The sequence below is a fragment of the bacterium genome (assembly GCA_035295165.1).
In the GTDB taxonomy this organism is placed as follows: Bacteria; Sysuimicrobiota; Sysuimicrobiia; order Sysuimicrobiales; family Segetimicrobiaceae; genus JAJPIA01.
The window spans coordinates 1-17202 of the sequence record DATGJN010000038.1 but is presented as its reverse complement, the minus strand read 5'-3'; the positions used below and the strand labels follow the sequence as shown (position 1 = coordinate 17202).

Below are 17202 nucleotides of genomic sequence, written 5' to 3'. Positions count from 1 at the left end.
CTTCCGAGGGAGCGGGTCTCATGCTGGCGGTCGAACCGCAAGCGAGCTAGGCCCTCCTCGGAACGGCACCAGAGGCACTCCCTTCATCCGCACATGACCGCGCTCTTTCCTCTTCTCTCCTGGAGGGTACACTAGTGAGCGGAGCCGGTTTCCCGCCTCCGCTATAATAGGGAGGTGACGATCCCTCATTCTTCCGCGACCGCGCCCGAGCCGTCTCCGAACGGCAACGTGGCGGGCGTGACGTCCGGCTCCGGGCTGACCGAGAAGCTCGCCGCGCTCCCCGACCAGCCCGGCGTCTATCTCATGAAGAACGGCGCCGGCCGGGTGGTCTACGTCGGCAAAGCCACATCGCTCCGCTCGCGCGTGCGCCAGTACTTCCAGCCGGGCCACACCGACAGCCCGCGGATCCTCCATCTCATCTCCAAGATCCGCGACGTCGAAACGGTTGTCTGCGCCAACGAGGTCGAGGCCCTCATCCTCGAGGCAACGCTGATCAAGCGCCACCGCCCGTGGTACAACGTGCGGATGGCCGACGACAAGGCGTACCCCTACCTGAAGCTGACGAGCGAGCCCTTTCCGAAGATTGTGATGACGCGCAAGGTCGTGCGGGACGGCGCCAAGTACTTCGGGCCGTACCCGTACCACGAGCCGAAACTGGTCGGGCGAACGATCCGACTGATCCGGCGGTTGTTCAAGCTCCGCACCTGTAACCTCGAGATCGACGGCTCGCTGCCGCGGCCGTGCCTCGACTACTACATCGGGCAGTGCAGCGCGCCGTGCGTCGCGTGGGGCGGGACGGCCGAACAGTACGCTGAGCAGGTCCGCCAAGCCGGGGAGTTCCTCGAGGGCAAACAGGAGGGTCTGCTCGACGGCCTGCGGGCTCAAATGGAGGCCGCCGCGGAGGGGCTCGATTTCGAACGCGCCGCGCAGCTGCGGGATCAGCTCCGCGGGATCGAGGCCCTCGGCGAGAAGCAGCGGATCATCTCCGCCGGCGCCGAGGATCGAGACATCCTCGCGCTCGCCCAGGACGGAGACGAAGGATGTGTGCAGATCTTCTTCATTCGGGGGGGGCGGCTCGTCGGCCAGGAGCACGTGATGCTCCAAGGCACGCGGGGCGTGCCGTCGGCGGAGACGCTGTCCGCATTCATGAGCCAGTTCTACGAGGTATCCTCTGCGCCCCCCGCGGAAATCCTCATCCCCGAGCCGATCGCGGACCGCGAGGTCATCGAGCGGTGGCTCGGCGAACGGCGGGGCGGTCGCGTGACCATTTCCCAACCGCAGCGCGGGGATCGGGTGCGCCTCGTCGCGATGGCCCGGGAGAACGCCGCCCTGCACCTCTCCCAGGAGCGCGCCCGGCGGGGCGACCAGGTCGGCCCGGGCGCTCGGGAGCTGGCCGGCCTGCTCGGTCTCGACGCGCCGCCGGTGCGGATCGAATGCTACGATATCAGCAACTTTCAGGGCGGCGAATCGGTCGCCTCGCTCGTCGTCGCGGAAGGGGGTCGGCCGAAGAAGCGCGACTATCGCCGGTTCCGGATGAAGTACACGGACGGGCCCGACGACGTCGCGATGATGCGTGAGGTGCTGGAGCGCCGGTTCGCGCAGGCGAGGCAGGAACAGGAGCGGCTCGACCGTGACGAGCCGATACCCGTGAAGTGGGCGGCGCTTCCGGACCTGATCGTGCTCGACGGCGGGCGCGGCCAGCTCGCCGCCGCGCGCGAGGTCCTGTTCGAATACAACCAGTCGATTCCGGTGATCGCGCTCGCGAAGCAGCAGGAGTTGATCTACGTGCCCGATCTGTCGGAACCGCACGCGCTTCCGCGGGATTCCCAGGGGCTGCAGCTGCTGCAGCGGCTGCGGGACGAGGCGCACCGGTTCGCCAACGCCTACCATCAGACGCTGAGGGAACGCCGGATCGTCTTCTCGGTCCTCGACGAGATCCCGGGCGTCGGGGAGCGCCGGAAGAAGGCGCTGATCCGCCGATTCGGCTCCGTCCGCAACGTTCGGACCGCGACCGTCGAGGAGATTGCCGCCGTCGAGGGGATCGGCCGGAAGGTCGCGGAGCGCATCCATGCGTTCCTGGCGGAACATCCCTCCCCGCATGGAACCGCGTGACGCCGGGGGGCGGTACCCGCCGGGCGGCGCGTGGCTCGGCGACCCCGGCCCCGTCACGCTTGGCTCAACGTTTCGGACGATGTTCTGGCTGGCGATGGCTGCGGTCGTTCCCGGGCGCTCGGTGACGGCCGACATCGTGTTCGATCCCCGCATGGTCTACTGCGTCGCGGTCGAGCCGGCTCCCCTCGGCGGAACGCCCGTGGCCTGCGACGTTGCGATCGCACTCGGCCATGTCACGGCGACGATGACGGTCGCGGAGCAGCAGGGCGCCACGATCCTGGACGCGGACCGCGTCGCCGCGGCGGTCGTGCACTGGCGTTGCGTCGGCGAGGGTGAGACCCGGGTGGAGACACGGCTTCGGGACACGACCGCCGGGGCGCCATGCGGGCTGCTCATCGTGCAGCGCCCCCGCGGGTGACATCGGCGCGTCGCACGCGCGGAAGGTCCGCACGTCGGCGTGGAACCAGGGTGGCCGAACGTCCCCTGTGCGGCACGAACCGGCCAGGGGGCAGAAGCAGCCGCGTGCTCGTGCTGGACGCGTTTCCGGTTGGGGGTACGGCGTGTCTCGAGTCCGCGCTCATCGAGGCCGCCGATCGCGTGAACATCGTGTAGCTCGCGGTTGCGGTTCACACCCGCTGTCGTGCACCAAGACCGGTGCGGCTGCGGCCGCACCGGCCAAGCGATGGGTCTCGTCGCCCGCACCGCGGGCACCGGCTACGCGTCGATGCAGAAGCCCACCGTGCGGAACGCCGCCCGTAGCGCGGCGGCATCACGGGCCACGGCCGCAGCGTGCTCGCCTCTGAGGAGGAGGCGTGCCATCAGCTGGGCGACGTGGGCCATCTCGGCCGGCCCCATGCCCCAGCGGGTGACTTCCTGGGTGCCGAGCCGCAGGCCGTTGTAGTCTCCCGCGACCGCCGGGATCGGAAGCGGGATCCCGGTAGCCAGGATGTTCGCCGGCTCGAGCCGGCGGGCGGTCTTCGTGCCCCCGCCGAGCGGTCGCGCGTCGACGGCCACGTGGTGGGAGCGTGTGTAGCCCATGCGCTCTCCCAGCACCGCGAACCCCTCGGCGCCGAGCGCGGCGCCCAGCGCCTGCGCGTTCTCGACGCAGCGGCGCGCATACGCCGGGCCGTGCGCCAGCAGGTCGGCCTCGGCGACCGCGAGCGCCGCGATCCGGCCGAGATCGGTATTCGCGGACAGGCCGGGGTAGGCGATCCGGTCGAGCCGCTCCGCGATGCCCGCGTCGTTCGTCAGCACCACGCCGCCCGGCGGCCCGCCAAACGACTTGTACGTCGACATCGTGAGCACGTCCGCCCCGTGATCGAGCGGCGACGGGAAGGCGCCGCCGGCAATCAAGCCGGCGACGTGCGCCGCGTCGAACATCACTCGTGCCCCGACATCGTCGGCGATGCGGCGTACCGCGGCCAGGTCGTAGGGGAAGAGCACGAGGCTCGCCCCGACCAGCACCACCGCGGGCCGGACGTCCCTGGCCCGGCGCGCTAACCCGTCCACATCCACGTTCATCGCCACCGGGTCGAACGGAATATCGTGAATGGTCAGGCCATAGAGCCCTGCGGCACCGTGGGCGTGGTGCGTTGCGTGGCCCGCCGCGGATTCGGGCACGACCATCACCGCGTCGCCCGGGCGGGCGATCGCCATGAAGGCGTAGAGGTTCGCGAGCGACCCGCTGAGCACCCGGATCTCTGCGAACGCGGCGTGGAACAGCGCGCGCGCGAGTTCGGCCGCGACGACCTCGATTCGCTCCGTGTCCGCGAGCCCCGTTTCGTACTTGTCGCCCGCGTACCCGAGGCTCGGGCGGGGTCCCAGCGTGCTCCCCATCAGGGCGCGCGCCCGCGGACTCATGATGTTGGTGGCGGCGTTCAAGTTGATGCAGGTATCGTCGGTCCACCAAGCTTGATGCTCGACCCAGTGCTCCACGCGGGCGACGAGCGCAGCGGGGTCGAGCACGGCGGCCTCGTCGGCGAGCCGAGCGTACCACGCGTCCGCGGCCGAGGGCACCCACGGCCGGCTCGGTGGCGGGCCGACGCGGCGCTGTTCCGGTGCGTCAGTCATCCCGGGTCTGTCCCTCGCGCTCGAGGGGATCGCGCGCCTCCCCGAGGCTGGCCGGCCGCGTCCACACGATCGCCCACTCGCCCGCCACACGGAGGGCGGCGGTTCCTTCCACCGCGAGCGGGGGCCGGGGCCGATACCCCTCGTCCAGCAGGAACGCTCTCACGAGCCGTACCTCCAGCGGGGCCGCCGGGTGTGCGACCGCACGGATCGCGATCGCGCGGATCGCGTCCTCCGCGGCGTCGGGGGGCAGCTTCACCGCGGTGCTCTCCGCATCCTCGCCCTCAAACGCCAGGGTCGGACGGCCCCACGCGGACGTGTAGCAGTGTTCACCGATCCACACGGCGGCTTCGAGGGGGCCGGTGTCTGGGGTGCGCCGCTTCCACTGCAGGAACAGGTAGGCGCGCGGGTCGGCCGGGACACACGAGCGTGGGTTGGCGACCGTCTCCAGCGCGACCTGCCGTGTGACCTCCAACGCACTGACCCGGTACGCCCACGGGAACCGGTGCATGACCCCTTCCCGCGGCTCATCCGCGGACTGCCCCCACGCCGGCGCGAGGGCGGCACGGAACGGGCACGACACCCGGTCGGTGACCATGCCGTGCCGGCCGGACACCTGCAGCACGGGGTGCCCGCCGAGGGCGCGCGCTCCGCGAAACGGCACGACGCGGTGGCCCGGTCCCTGGTACTCCTCGCGGGTGATGTTGCCGGACGCGTCCCACAGCGCCCGGTACACCCACTCGATGTCCGTCGTGTGCCCCCACTTCGCGAGCAGCCCCGTGAGATCGGTGCCGGCGTCCTCGTGGCTGAAGACGACGTGGTACTCGATCCCCCGGAGCGGGCCGGTGGCGGGGTCGCCGGAGCCCGTTCCTCCGTGAGGATCGTGCCGCAGGTCCGGCACCGCGATCGGGCGATAGAAGAGGAGCAGCGGCGTGTCGGTCGAGACGCTGTCGAGCGGTCCGTCCATGTCCCGGTAGTGGAGGATGGGCGCGTACCGCCAGGGTGCGCTCTCAGGATGGGCGTCGGAGACGGTGAACGTACGGATCCCGCCGATCTCCACGACACTGGTGGGACGCGCGGACAGCCCGACGTCGATCCGCAGACGGAGCAGGTGGGTCCCCCCGGAGAGCCGGCCGAGGAGACGCCGGTAGTCGACACGTTCGTCGCCGCCTGCCAGGATCACTTCCTGGCGGGCGTTGCCGTCGACATCCAGGATCACCACCGCGGCCTCGCCGTGGGCCCACGAGGTGCCCGGCGCCGCCATCGAGAGCTCCACCCACGTCTCCCCGGACGCGCTCGTTGCGAACGCATGCTCCCAGGCGGTTCCAGGTTCAATGTGCGGCACGGCGTTCGGGTTCGTCAGGGGAGGTCAGCGCTCCGGTAGCGGCCGGCGGCGCGCGTGTCTGATATGAAGCCTGCGCGACACCCGCCACGTGCGTGACGCGACCGCGGGACGCCGGACCCCAGGCGTCACCGCCGATCGGCCGGCGCGGCCGCGGTCGACCGCATCGGCCCGCCGATCTCCGCCAGATCCGAGCCATGGAACGCGAGTGCCCGCGCGAGGCGTACGTGCACGCGTTGTCCCTCGCTCAGCGCGGCGCCTTTCTCCGTGAACATCCGGAGTTCCCCGACCTCTGGGCACTGGAGCAGCACCTGCAGGTAGTGTCCCAGGTTGACGACGCGGCGGACTTCGACGGCCGCGCCGTCGGGCGCGACGACGAGGTCTTCCGGCCGCACCGCGACCGTGGCCTCGCTGCCGTCTGGCCAGGTCCGATCCGGCACGGCGAGCTGCCAGGGGCCGGCCGTCACGATCGTCCCCCCGGACTGCGCGTGCGTTCGGGCTTTGATCAGGTTCATTGTGCCGATGAAGTCGGCGACGAACAGCGTGCGTGGATACGCGTACAGCGCCGTCGGCGTGTCCACCTGCTGGAGCACGCCCTGGTGCATGACCGCGATCCGGTCGGCGATCGTCAGCGCTTCCTCCTGGTCGTGGGTCACGAACACCGTCGTGATCCCCACGGTGCGCTGGAGCTGCTTGACCTCCTCGCGCATGTGCACGCGCAGCCGGGCGTCGAGGTTGCTGAACGGTTCGTCCAGCAGGAGAATCTGCGGCTCCAGGACGAGCGCCCGGGCGACCGCGACCCGCTGCTGCTCTCCGCCGGAGAGCTGGTGGGGAAACTTGCGGCTCGCCTGCGGGAGACCCACGAGCGTGAGCGCGTCCTGGACCTTGCGCTCGATTTCCGCGTGTGCGATCCGGCGGATGCGGAGCCCGAACGCCACGTTCTGCTCGACCGACATGTGTGGCCACAGGTTGTAGCGCTGGAACACCATCGCGGTCGGGCGGCGCTCCGGGGGCATCGCGGCGATGCTCTTGCCGTCGATCTGGATGTCGCCGGAATCGGGCGCCGTGAACCCGCCGATCATACGCAACGTCGTCGTCTTGCCGCATCCGGACGGGCCGAGCAGGCACATGAGCTCCCCGTCCCGCACGTCGAGCGTGACGTCGTGCACGGCCGCCTGCGTCCCGAACCGCTTCGTCAGGTGGTCGAGCATCAACCGCGCCATGGGGTCCTCCGGAGCCTAGAGGCTGTACCCGGCCGCGAGATACCCGGCCCGCAGGTACCGTTGCGCCAGCAGCAGCAGGACGACCGACGGCAGCGAGAGCAGCACGGAGAACACCGCGCCGACCGGCTGCGGATACCCCAAGACCAGGGCGTACATCATCACCGGCATCGTGATGTGGTTCGGGGTGCCCACGATCAGCGAGCCCTGCGCTTCATCGAACGCGGCGATGAAGGCGAACATCGCGGCCACGATCAGCCCCGGCATCGCGATCGGCAGCGTGATCTGGAAAAACGTCCGCAGCGGCCCCGCGCCGGCGTCCCGGGCCGCCTCTTCGAGGTTGACGTTGATGCCGCGGAACGTGCCCGTCGGGATCCAGATCATGAACAGCAGCGTGTTCACGAGCTGGATCAGGACCACGCCCGCGAACGTGTCCATTAAGTCGAGGCGGTAGAAGAGGGTCGCGATGCTGACGTACAGTCCGATCTTGGGGAAGGCGTTCGCGCTGAGGAACGACAGCAGCAGCACGCGCCGTCCCGGGAACTCGAGCCTTGCGAACGCGTACGCGGCCGGGATGCAGATCGCCGCGGACAGCAGCGTCGCAGTCGGGGCGCTGAGAAAGCTCATCCGGATCGATTTGCCGACGTCCGCGTTGCCGAGGACGTAGAGCCACCACTTGAGCGAAAACTCCGGGAGGAGGTTGGGGAACAGCCACGTGCCCGCGAACGCCCACACGAGCAAGGTCGCGAGCGGCCCCAGGATGAACGCCGCCAGCGCGAGAAGCGCGCCGATCCCGACCGCGCGCCGCAGCACACCGACCGCCCAGAACCATGGCGTCCTGGTCATCGCGCCGTCCGTTCCCGGCGGCTCACGCTCGCGACGTAGACGACCCCCACGACCGAGGCGAGGATGAACGCGATCACCGCCATCGTCACGGACTCGGCGCGCCGCAGGTACTGGGTGAGGTAGGCTGTCATCGTCACGCCGAGCATCTGTGGTGCGTTCCCCCCCACGAGATAGGGGATCGTGAACGAGCCGAAGACCGCGATGAACAGCAAGGTCAGCGTGATCATGGTTGGGGTCGCGTTGAGTGGCAGGATCACCGCGAAGAACGTGCGGAGCGGCCCCGCGCCAACGTCGCGGGCGCTGTCGATCAACGCGTCGTCGATCGCTTGGAGGCCGGCGCCGAGGATGAGCACCGCAAACGGGATGCTCACCCACACCTCCGTCAGGACGATGCCGGTCGCGTTGTACATGAGGCGCGGAAACTGCTCGATGCCCACGCGGTAGAGCAGGGTCGAGACGAGCCCGTGCCCCACGAGAAAGGTGATCATCGCGAACGAGGCGATCACGACGGGCACGAACAGCGGCACCATGAACAGCACACCGAGCAGCGCCGTGCTCCGCGTGCGGACGAACCGGAGGTACAGGGCGAGCGGATAGCTCAGCAGGAACACGGCCGCCACCGAGACGAGGGTCACGACGACGGTGAAGACGATGTCGCTCCTGAGGATCCGCGTACCGAGGACCTGGGCGTAGTTGGCGAACGGGGTCGCCTCGATGCCCACCGGCGGCTTGAGGGTCTCCACCACCGCCGTGATCGCGGGCAGGATCACGAGGAGCCCCAGCACGAGAAGGGGAGGGAGCACCAGGGCCAGCCCCAGTGCTCCCTGCTTCGAGATCTTATGCACGCGCACGCGCGCCCCCCCGGACGCCGCGTCGGCCTCCCGCGTTAGCCGCCTCCTGCGACCTTCTCATGCCACAAGCGCAGCATGTCCGCGAAGTACTTCGAGTTCGGAAGCGGCGCGTACGGCTTCGCGACGTCCGCAAACTGCATCTTCACGCTGTCCGGCATGTACTTCCAATCGACGCCCGGATAGCCGGAAACCCCGCTGATCACCAGCTGTTGCGCCTCAGGGGTCAGCAGCCAGTTCAGCAGCGTGAACGTCCCCTCGAGATGCCCGGAGCCGACCGGCGCCGTGACGGTGGAGTCGCCGCCGAACAGCGGTGGGCTGATCTGCTCGAGCCGCACCGACTTCGGGAGCAGGCCGCGCTTCAGGTAGTCCGTGCCCATGTCCGACCAGACAGGCGCGATGTAGACGTTTTGCTGGGCCAGCAACTGCAGCACGGCGACGTTGCCGTTCGGATGGAACCCGTTGTTGTACATCTGCGGCTCCAGGCTCTTCAGCATCTGCCACGCGGGATCCCAAGCCGCCTCCATCTTCTGTTCGTATCCGCTCCCGGTGTACTGGGCCATCTGCGCGAACTTGTAGATCACGGCGACCATGAACGCCTGGCCGGAGCCGCCGGTGTTGGGGTCGCAATACGTGAACTTCCCGGGGTTCGCCTTGATCCACGCCAGCAAGTCGTCGAGCGTCTTCGGCGGGTTCTTGACGAACGCGGTGTTGTACGCGACAACGACCGACGATCCGCGATAGGGCATCCCGTAGTAGTCGGTGGCCTCCAACTTCTGCGTCGGGACGTGCGCGAGGTTCGGGATCAGGCTGTTCGTCAGCTTCACCCAGAGGCCGTTCGGGGCGCCTTGGGCAACGAACGACGGCTGCGTTTCCCACAGGTCCACGTCCGTGGGCCGTCCGGCTTGCTTCGCGGCGAGGATCTTGTCGAGCACGCCCTGCGACCCCTCGCCGTGGAGCAGCGGCACAAAGTTCGCGCGGTACTGCGGGTAGCGCTTGCTGAACGCGGGCAACAACATCTTGTTCCACAAATCGAAGATGTTGGTGTCACCGCTGATGTAGACGTTCAACGTCACGGGGCTCTGCGCCCCGGCGCCGCGGGGACCGGCAGCCCCGATGAGAAAGGCCATGAGCGCGATGCCCACCACGGCGGCAATTGCGCGTGTCCGGTTGGCTCGTTTCATGATCGTGTCGTCACCCCCTCGTCGACCTGAAAAGCGGCGATGCGTTTGTCTTGGAGCTTCCCGGGAACTGGACCGCCCGGGTGAACGGGTCACACAGGATGGCAGGGGGATGATTCGAGATGCTAGCGTTCCTCCCTGCGCCCGCCGCAGGGGTTCCCGAACTCTTCGACGTTTCATCACGGAAAACGCCGCGGGAGGCCCCGAGCTTTACACGGTCGTGACAGCACCATCCCGCCTGCCGGCATGTTCGCCTCACCCGCCCGCCGGACCCGGCCGGCCGTGGCACCTTGCGCTCATCCTTGGCCAGGCCGCGCCTGGGGCTGACCGGTCAAGGCGACGAGTCGCCGTGCCTCGGAGTGCGCGGCCCCCGCGTACGCCGGGAACAGGTGAGCCCGATACTCGTGGATGACCGTCCCGCGGTAATCTCGGAGCAACCGGAACACCGACTCCAGCGGAATCGCGCCCCACCCGACCGGAAGGTGCAGGTCTCCCTTGCCGAGCGGAAAGGTGTCGGCCGGAGTTTGCGTCCGGTAGAGGGTGAAGTTTTGCAAACGGAGCGGATCGTAGCGCCCGAAGTTGTCGTTCACGTGGACGTGGCGGACGAGGGGCACCGCTTCCCGGATCGCCTCGAGGAAGTCGAACCGGAAGTGGGCCGCGGCCAGGTACGCGTGGCCGACGTCCAGCGTCAGCACGACGTTCGGCCGGTTCACCCGGCGAACACACTCGACCACCGGCTCGAGGCGCTCTACCTCGATGTTCTCGATGCCCAACAGCACATCCCCCGCGTCGTCCGAGAGGCGCCGGATCGCGTCGACGAACGCCGCTTCGTCCTCGGCGTTCGGGCTGCGCTGCTCGAAATGGATGACCAGCACGTGGCCGCCGACTTCCCGCGTGAAGCGAAGCGTGGACCGGGCCAGCGCCAGTTGCACGTCGCGATTGGCGCGGTCGCGAAGGTCCAGGCTGCTCGGACTGTGCACGGAGTACCAGAGTGGATGCCGGGCAAGCTCCGCCAGCGCGTCTTGGAGGATCGCTGGGTGGAGTTGCCCGCCGAAGATCATCCCGGTGCCGTCCATGCTGATCTCGACCGCCTCATACCCGACCCGGCGGACCAGCGCCAACTCCTCGTCGCGGCGCTCCCCGCCGCGAATGGACATGCCCAACCTGACCATGCGGTTCCTCCCGCAAACGTCGTGCCGCGCCGAGCGCCCTGGACCCTAGGCGCCGATCCGGAGGTGCGCGGTCCCAGCACCAGGTGACTTCGATGCCCCTCGTCGTGTTCCCCGGCAGGAACGGGCCGCAGCGGTAAGCTCTTGAGGCCCGGGTGATAAGATGAAGCGGATGACACAGACATCTTGGCGCGGCGATCTGCGATGGAGCGCCGGCGACGGAGCGTCCGATGGCCGGTGACGGCGTTCAACGCGGGACAGAGTCGGCGAGGAATGAGTACGGCGCGCATCTCGCACGGCAGCTCCGGGCTCGCGTGATTGCGTGGCCAACGCCGCCGCTCGATAGCGACGACGGCGTGTACGCGATCAAGATCGCCGGGCTCGGGGACGCCGCAGCGGCCCTCGGTGTGTCGGGGCGACAGGCCGGGCTGTGGGTGACGGCGGACCGGGGAGGCGACGCGGTGGTCCTGTCCGGCCCCGCGGCCACGCTGCTCGCCTTTGGCGAACACCCGGCGGCGCCTCCCGGCGCCGCGGCCGTCGCCCGCGCTTTGGACCGCTTTCGGATGCCGCGACGGACGCTTGAGGCCGGCGGGCGCGTCCTGAATCTTCTGGGTCGCCCGCTGATCGTCGGCATCCTGAATGCGACGCCGGACTCGTTCTATGACCAGGGGCGCTACTTTTCGCACACCGCGGCGCTCGCACGCGCCGACGAAATGGTCGCGGAAGGTGCCGACGTGATCGAAGTCGGCGGCGAAAGCGCGCGCCCGGGCGCGCCGATCGGGCAGGATGAAGAGATCAAACGAGTGACGCCGCTGATCGAAGCTCTCGCCGTGCGGCTGTCCGTCCCCGTGGCCGTGGATACTTACAAGGCCGCGGTCGCCCGGCGGGCGGCCGCAGCCGGTGCGGTGATGATCAACGACATCAGCGGGCTCGCCGATGTCCGGATGGCGGAGGTGGCAGCGGAGACCGGCGCCGCGCTGGTGGTCATGCACATTCAGGGACGCCCCAAGGAGCGCCAGCTCGACCCACGGTACGGATCGGTGATCGACGAGGTGTACGCGTTTCTCGAGGACCGGACCGAGCTGGCGCGCAGGGCCGGCCTGCCCGCGGTGCGCCTGATCGTGGATCCGGGATTCAGCTTTGGTAAGACCCCGGCACACGACCTCGAAGTGCTGCGGCGGTTCGGTGAGTTTCGCGGCCTGGGCTACCCGGTGTATCTCGCGACGTCCCGGAAGAACTACATTCGCGACGTGCTCGGCTTGCCGTTTGAGGAGTTGCTCGAGGGTACGGCCGCGGCGGTTGCGTACGGCGTCGCGCAGGGGGCGCATCTTGTGCGCACCCACGACGTCAGCTTCATGCGGCGCGTCGTCGCGATGACGCAGATGATCACGAGACCGCTCGCGGCCGCCGGCGCGGATTCCGAAGCGCTCGACGCCGGTGACGCACGACGGGGGTGAGGACGTGACACGAATCCGCCGGACGATCCGCGGACACAACGGGCACGCACCTGTGGGGACCGGTGTGGACAAGCCGGCCATCGAGGCGGCGGTCGTCGCGTTGCTCCGGGCGATCGGCGAGAATCCCAAGCGCGAGGGCCTCCTTGAGACGCCCCGACGCATCGCCGACGCGTACGAGGAGCTGTTCGCGGGACTGCACAAAGATCCCATGGAGCTGCTGACCGTTGGGTTCGACGAGGAAAAGCATAAGGAGATGGTGATCGTCAAGGACATTCCGTTCGCGAGCCTCTGCGAGCATCACCTGCTCCCGTTCCACGGCGTCGCCCATGTCGGGTATATTCCGAACGGCCGGATTGTGGGAATCAGCAAGATCGCGCGTCTTGTCGAGATCCTGGCGCGGCGCCCCCAGGTTCAGGAACGCTTGACGTCGATGGTGGCCGACATGCTGATGGAGGGACTGCGCGCCAGAGGGGCTGCCGTCGTGATCGACGCCACCCACTTGTGCATGACCATTCGGGGCGTGAAAAAGCCTGGAAGCCGCGTCGTCACCTCGGCGAATCGGGGTATCTTCAGAGAGAACCCCAGTACCCGGGCCGAGTTCATGTCCCTGGTCCGGGGGTCGTGAGAGACGCCAGCTCCATCCTGAAGACGTTTGACAGCGAGACGGCCTCTGCTATGATAGGGGAGTGCGCGCCGGACGCCGCGTTCGGCGTGGCGCCGCCGGCTGAGCAGCCGGGATGTTTTGGTATATAATGGGTACTGATTGGAGCGCGGGAGTAGCTCAGAGGTAGAGCGTCTCCTTGCCAAGGAGAAGGCCGTGGGTTCAAGTCCCATCTCCCGCTCCAGTTACACACGAGGCGCGGCGACGTAGCCAAGTGGCAAGGCAGGGGTCTGCAAAACCCCCATTCGGCGGTTCGAATCCGCCCGTCGCCTCCAGCACAGTACAGCGCGCGCTACGCGCGATCCCCGCAAGCCGCGGGGATCGTGGCGTTTTCCGGCCTTGCGTTTGGGCTCTCCGCAGCGACGCGGGGAAGGGGCCCGGATGGGTGCCGCGAACGTATCGCCGGGCGAGTGTCGGAATCGGCAGACGAGGCGGACTTAAAATCCGCTGGCCGGAACGGCCGTGTGGGTTCGACTCCCACCTCGCCCACCAGGAACAACCCTGTCGTATCATAGCCTCGCTCGCGCGCTGGGGCCCCGGCACCGTTGTCCGGGTACCGGGGCCCCACCGGGTATCCTCACTTAGCGGGCGATGAGATGGCCCGTTGCGAACAAGACCACGCCCATCAGCAGAAGCAACGCAAGGAACATGGCTCTCCCTCCCGATTGCGTGCCGTCATGTCGCCGCTATTTTCCCCAACCCGAGGCGTTTTGACACATCGACCCGCCGTCGTTGTGATCGGGGGCCCGGATTGGAGGGACGTTCGGGCGAACTCGGGCGCAAGAACGCCGCAACCCCGTCCGTGCCGACGAGGCGAGTCTGCGGGAGTCGTCTGCAGCCGAGCTGGGTGATCAGAAGGTCTCGGGCGACGCGGGCCAACCGAGACCTTCGCCACACGGCACGCGAACCCTAGGGTTGCTGCGCGGTCCCGACGATGTCGGCAAGCCTGCGCTCGAGATCACGCATCCGTCGGCGATACTCGAGTTCGACCGTCACGGCTTCTTGCACGTACCCCAACACCGCGGAGTCGGCGGGTTGTTGAGTCTGCTGCTCCAGGGTCCAGGTCAAGTCGGCGAGTTGGCGGGCTAGATCCTTCAACGGCATCGCTGCTCTCCTCCCGTGGGTGACGCGCGGTCGATTCGCCTGCCTGAATCACACTATGCCCAAGGTCCTGTGCATCGAGGCACGATTGGGTCGACACGTGCACCTTCTGCGCCGTCTCGTGCAAACCATTGTCCCGCGGGCGGCGCGCTTGTCACGGTATCAGTCGAGCAACCGAGGCTCCCAGAAGGCCAGCACACTGAGAAGGATAATGACGACCACGACAAGTTCCAACCGGTCCTCGGTCGTGACGGTACGCCGAACTCCGATCTTACTGTCATGTGCGGACAGACTCGCAGAACGCTGAGCGATCGTGGGTGCGTTACGCTGCCTACCGCGCGCTGATCGTACCATGCGCGCTGACGAACGCGTGAGAACGAAACGTTTAAGGGAGGATTAAGAATTATCGGTGTACGACCTGATACCCGACTCCCCGGCGGTGCACTATCCTCAACACGGGCAGGCGGGGCAAGAAGCCCACAGGGGGTAATCGGTGGCAGGCGACGTCAGGATCCTGTATCTGGTCACCTGCCGCCACTGCGGGGAGCGGATGACCGTCGGAGACGCGGATATCGCGGCCGTCTTTACAGACGCGGGCGCCGCGGAGGCCGGCAAACGGATCCTGCGTGAGCAGCCAACCCAGCGATGTCCGCAGTGTGGCGTGGAAGGGGCCTACGGGGAAGGTGACCTCATTGTGGGGCGCCTGTATACTTGGGAGTAGGGTGGGGCCCCGCTCGGGGAGTTGCATCTGATCAGCACCCGGTAACAGGTCCGGCGGCGTCCTAGCTCGAATAGGGTCTTCACCCGATATTTTTTACGCGTCTCGCGCGCGATACTTGGGGCCGTAGGGCTTCGAGCGGTGCGGGGGAACGAGAGACACCGGGCGAGTCCAAGCCATGCTCCAAATTACAGGGGGTGGCCGATGGGGAAAATGGTGAATAGACGAGACGCGTTGGCTGTGGTGGCGGGAGGCTTGGGAGCGGCGCTCATGGCCGGGCCGATCAGCCGGGCAAGCGCTGCCGATCAGCAGATGACCATGTACGTCTTCAGGGGCGTGCAGGGCATCTTGGGGCCGGACGGAAAGGGCCACGACGCGATCGTTCCGCCGAACTTTGTCGTGAAGGTTGGCGTGCCGGTCCATCTGTCGATCATCAACTACGACGAAGGGGCGCACACCATCACATGCAAGGATCTTGGGCTCGACATCCAGATCAAGGGTGGGAAGCAAGTCGGTAGCAACGTGGAGCCGGTGACGACGACGGCCTCCTTCACGGCGTCCAAGAAGGGGACGTTCCGCTGGTACTGCGCCCTTGCCTGCGACGCGGGAGGCCATGGCTGGGCGATGGAACAGGGCTATGCCGGCCCGAGCAAGGAAGGCTACATGGCCGGATTCATCGTCGTGATGTAAGCAAGGCCGAATCTACAGCGTCGTTCGGTCCGGGGCGGGGGGCGCACCCCCGCCCCGACGTATGTCCTGCGTATGGGGTCCAACATCGGACGTCCGCCCGATGCCGCGGAGACAGACGTCGTGCTACGGTGGGTGCGAGATTGCAGGAAGCGATCAGCGCGACAAAGTGAGGGGTCATTATGAAGCCGAGCGAGTGCGACCGGTGCGGTCTGCGGGCGGTCCGTCACGAGTTGGAGCGGAACGGCATTATTATGCGCTTTTGCGACGACTGCTATTGGGGTGAGGTGAGTGAAGCGGGCACCGAGCCCACCACCCAGGAGCCCGCGGGGCGGAAGAAGCCCCCGGAACCGACTCAGCCGACGTAGCGTGCTCGCGTCCGCGCGCAGCCAGGTTGATCCTCCGCCAGAGCGCGGGTGGCGCTTCGGGTGCGCTTCATAGCTCTTCGTTCCGCAGCACTGTCACCGGTCTGACCCGTCCCCGTCTGTTCCCAGGGCGCCCCGGGACGCGGCCCCTTGCGGCTGCCACAGCACCGACGCCACGGGATCCGCATCGCCTCTCAGCTCATCTCCGTGACCGCTCCGTTCGCGTCTAATCGGGCCGAATCTGGGCACCTTATGAGATACGGCGGGTCGCGTCACGCGAATCCGGCGCGCCGCCGGTGAGCGGTTTCCGAGATCGACAGCGGAGCGTGGGGGGTGAGCGCCGTGAACCTGTCCGTCCGTGTTCCACATCGCGCCATGGTCATCGCTGGTGCCATCGCGTGCGCCGTTATCGGTTCGATTGCGAGCGACGGGCGGGCGGCATCCCCGGCGCTGGTGACCCGGGTCACGGCGGCCGAAACGAGCGAGAACGTGCAGGTGTCCATCGTGTCCTCGGCGCCGGTACGGTACCAACTCGTCAAGGTGCAGCCGAACTGGATCGTGCTGGAGATCGCGCCGGCGAAGCTCAAGATTCAGGCGGGCACGCTGCCCTTTGCGGGAGACGTGGTGAAGCGGATCCGCGTTGGGCAGTTCTCGCCGCAGGTGGTGCGAATCGTCGTCGAGATGGCACGACCCTCGCCGTTTCGCGTGATTACGTCGCGCGCGGAGGTGGAGGTGTTCGTGGCCGTCCCGGAGACGATGCAGCGTCCCGTGGGCGCCACACACGCGGCGAGCGCATCACCGACACCGAATCGGGGGCCACAAGGCCCTCTCCTGCGTCTCCACACCGTCCTGCCCGGAGAGGGGATCGGTCCAGTTCTGCTCGGGATGCGCATTCAGGATGCGCTGACCGCGCTTGGTCCGGCGAAGAACAGGCAGGTGCTCCCGGACGGCAACACGCTGTACGAGTGGTTTGCCCCGCCTAGCAACAGTGGTCTCGGCCTGCGCGTCACGGCGGCGGGGATGGTGTACCGAGTCTGGGCCCTTAACGACGACCAGTATACAATCGGGGGCGGCGTGCACGTCGGAAGCACCGAAGCCTTCGCCCGCGCCGCGCTTGGGGAACCGTCCCAGGTCGTGGCGGACCCGTCGCGGGGCATCAAGACGTTGAACTATTCGGCACTCGGATTATGGGTGGCGATCCAAACAGACCACCGGTACGCGTACTACGGCAAAGTCTTTGAGATCGGCGTGACCCAACCACAGGCCTCCTCGGCCGGGCCGTAGTCCCGTCAGGCCGGAACACTAGTGCATTGTCCGAAATGTATTGATACTTAACGATGGGTGGTGTATGCTCAATGCATGAGCCGACCCCCTGCGCCACTGATGCTGCGGGATGAGCACCGAGCGGAGATCCACCGACAGCTGCGG

General features: G+C 67.8%; 17 protein-coding genes and 3 tRNA genes. 12 read left to right on the top strand and 8 right to left on the bottom strand.

Annotation, left to right across the window (positions count from 1 at the left end):
- The first annotated feature begins 237 nt into the window (after positions 1-237).
- Genes uvrC through VKZ50_05980 form a run of 3 tightly spaced genes read left to right on the top strand, consistent with a single transcriptional unit; the run spans position 238 to position 2724 of the window.
- Positions 238-2112, top strand: a complete 1875-nt coding sequence (gene uvrC / locus VKZ50_05990; GenBank protein HLJ59262.1) for an excinuclease ABC subunit UvrC — start codon at positions 238-240, stop codon at positions 2110-2112.
- Positions 2099-2530, top strand: coding sequence for a hypothetical protein (locus tag VKZ50_05985; protein HLJ59261.1), 432 nt, complete (start codon positions 2099-2101; stop codon positions 2528-2530). Before uvrC ends, VKZ50_05985 begins: the two co-directional genes overlap by 14 nt.
- A gap of 50 nt (positions 2531-2580) precedes the next feature.
- A complete protein-coding gene (locus VKZ50_05980) occupies positions 2581-2724 on the top strand; it encodes a hypothetical protein (protein ID HLJ59260.1) in 144 nt (47 codons plus the stop codon).
- A 102-nt stretch (positions 2725-2826) separates the two neighbouring features.
- Here the strand turns inward: VKZ50_05980 and VKZ50_05975 are convergent, their stop codons facing one another.
- From VKZ50_05975 to VKZ50_05945, 7 genes are all read right to left on the bottom strand, one after another.
- Positions 2827-4182 (bottom strand): aminotransferase class I/II-fold pyridoxal phosphate-dependent enzyme, encoded by a 1356-nt coding sequence (locus VKZ50_05975; GenBank protein HLJ59259.1) that lies wholly within the window; start codon positions 4180-4182, stop codon positions 2827-2829.
- Entirely contained in the window at positions 4175-5455 is a 1281-nt protein-coding gene (locus VKZ50_05970) for a hypothetical protein (protein HLJ59258.1), read from the bottom strand. The genes VKZ50_05975 and VKZ50_05970 overlap by 8 nt, the downstream gene beginning before the upstream one ends.
- Before the next feature lie 194 nt (positions 5456-5649).
- Positions 5650-6744, bottom strand: coding sequence for an ABC transporter ATP-binding protein (locus tag VKZ50_05965; GenBank protein HLJ59257.1), 1095 nt, complete (start codon positions 6742-6744; stop codon positions 5650-5652).
- A 15-nt stretch (positions 6745-6759) separates the two neighbouring features.
- On the bottom strand, positions 6760-7587 hold the full coding sequence (locus tag VKZ50_05960) for a carbohydrate ABC transporter permease (GenBank protein HLJ59256.1): 828 nt from the start codon (positions 7585-7587) through the stop codon (positions 6760-6762).
- Positions 7584-8438: an ABC transporter permease subunit gene (locus VKZ50_05955; GenBank protein HLJ59255.1), complete on the bottom strand. Its 855-nt coding sequence runs from the start codon at positions 8436-8438 to the stop codon at positions 7584-7586. Before VKZ50_05955 ends, VKZ50_05960 begins: the two co-directional genes overlap by 4 nt.
- A 35-nt stretch (positions 8439-8473) precedes the next feature.
- Positions 8474-9619, bottom strand: coding sequence for an extracellular solute-binding protein (locus VKZ50_05950; protein ID HLJ59254.1), 1146 nt, complete (start codon positions 9617-9619; stop codon positions 8474-8476).
- 293 nt (positions 9620-9912) lie between these two features.
- A complete protein-coding gene (locus tag VKZ50_05945) occupies positions 9913-10788 on the bottom strand; it encodes a sugar phosphate isomerase/epimerase family protein (protein HLJ59253.1) in 876 nt (291 codons plus the stop codon).
- A gap of 227 nt (positions 10789-11015) precedes the next feature.
- Here VKZ50_05945 and folP point away from each other — a divergent pair, with 227 nt between their 5' ends.
- The 5 genes from folP (at position 11016) to VKZ50_05920 (ending at position 13395) form a co-directional block, all read left to right on the top strand.
- Positions 11016-12242, top strand: coding sequence for a dihydropteroate synthase (gene folP, locus VKZ50_05940; GenBank protein ID HLJ59252.1), 1227 nt, complete (start codon positions 11016-11018; stop codon positions 12240-12242).
- 64 nt (positions 12243-12306) lie between these two features.
- Positions 12307-12867 carry a GTP cyclohydrolase I FolE gene (folE, locus tag VKZ50_05935; GenBank protein ID HLJ59251.1) on the top strand — a complete coding sequence of 187 codons (561 nt, stop codon included), beginning with the start codon at positions 12307-12309 and terminating at the stop codon, positions 12865-12867.
- Between the two features lie 145 nt (positions 12868-13012).
- Positions 13013-13087, top strand: a tRNA-Gly gene (locus VKZ50_05930).
- Positions 13088-13103: 16 nt separating this feature from the next.
- Positions 13104-13178: transfer RNA gene (locus VKZ50_05925), tRNA-Cys, on the top strand.
- Between the two features lie 129 nt (positions 13179-13307).
- Positions 13308-13395, top strand: a tRNA-Leu gene (locus VKZ50_05920).
- A 417-nt stretch (positions 13396-13812) separates the two neighbouring features.
- On the opposite strand, the gene VKZ50_05915 is transcribed toward VKZ50_05920, so the two are convergent.
- The gene (locus tag VKZ50_05915) at positions 13813-14007 is read right to left on the bottom strand and encodes a hypothetical protein (protein ID HLJ59250.1); all 195 of its coding nucleotides are present in this window, start codon (positions 14005-14007) and stop codon (positions 13813-13815) included.
- Positions 14008-14497: 490 nt separating this feature from the next.
- Between VKZ50_05915 and VKZ50_05910 the strand changes: the two genes are divergently transcribed.
- From VKZ50_05910 to VKZ50_05895, 4 genes are all read left to right on the top strand, one after another.
- Complete coding sequence (locus tag VKZ50_05910) at positions 14498-14725, top strand: hypothetical protein (GenBank protein HLJ59249.1); 228 nt, start codon at positions 14498-14500, stop codon at positions 14723-14725.
- 210 nt (positions 14726-14935) lie between these two features.
- On the top strand, positions 14936-15412 hold the full coding sequence (locus tag VKZ50_05905) for a hypothetical protein (protein ID HLJ59248.1): 477 nt from the start codon (positions 14936-14938) through the stop codon (positions 15410-15412).
- A 179-nt stretch (positions 15413-15591) separates the two neighbouring features.
- On the top strand, positions 15592-15777 hold the full coding sequence (locus VKZ50_05900) for a hypothetical protein (GenBank protein HLJ59247.1): 186 nt from the start codon (positions 15592-15594) through the stop codon (positions 15775-15777).
- Positions 15778-16107: 330 nt separating this feature from the next.
- Positions 16108-17058: an AMIN domain-containing protein gene (locus VKZ50_05895; GenBank protein HLJ59246.1), complete on the top strand. Its 951-nt coding sequence runs from the start codon at positions 16108-16110 to the stop codon at positions 17056-17058.
- The last annotated feature ends 144 nt before the right edge of the window (positions 17059-17202 follow it).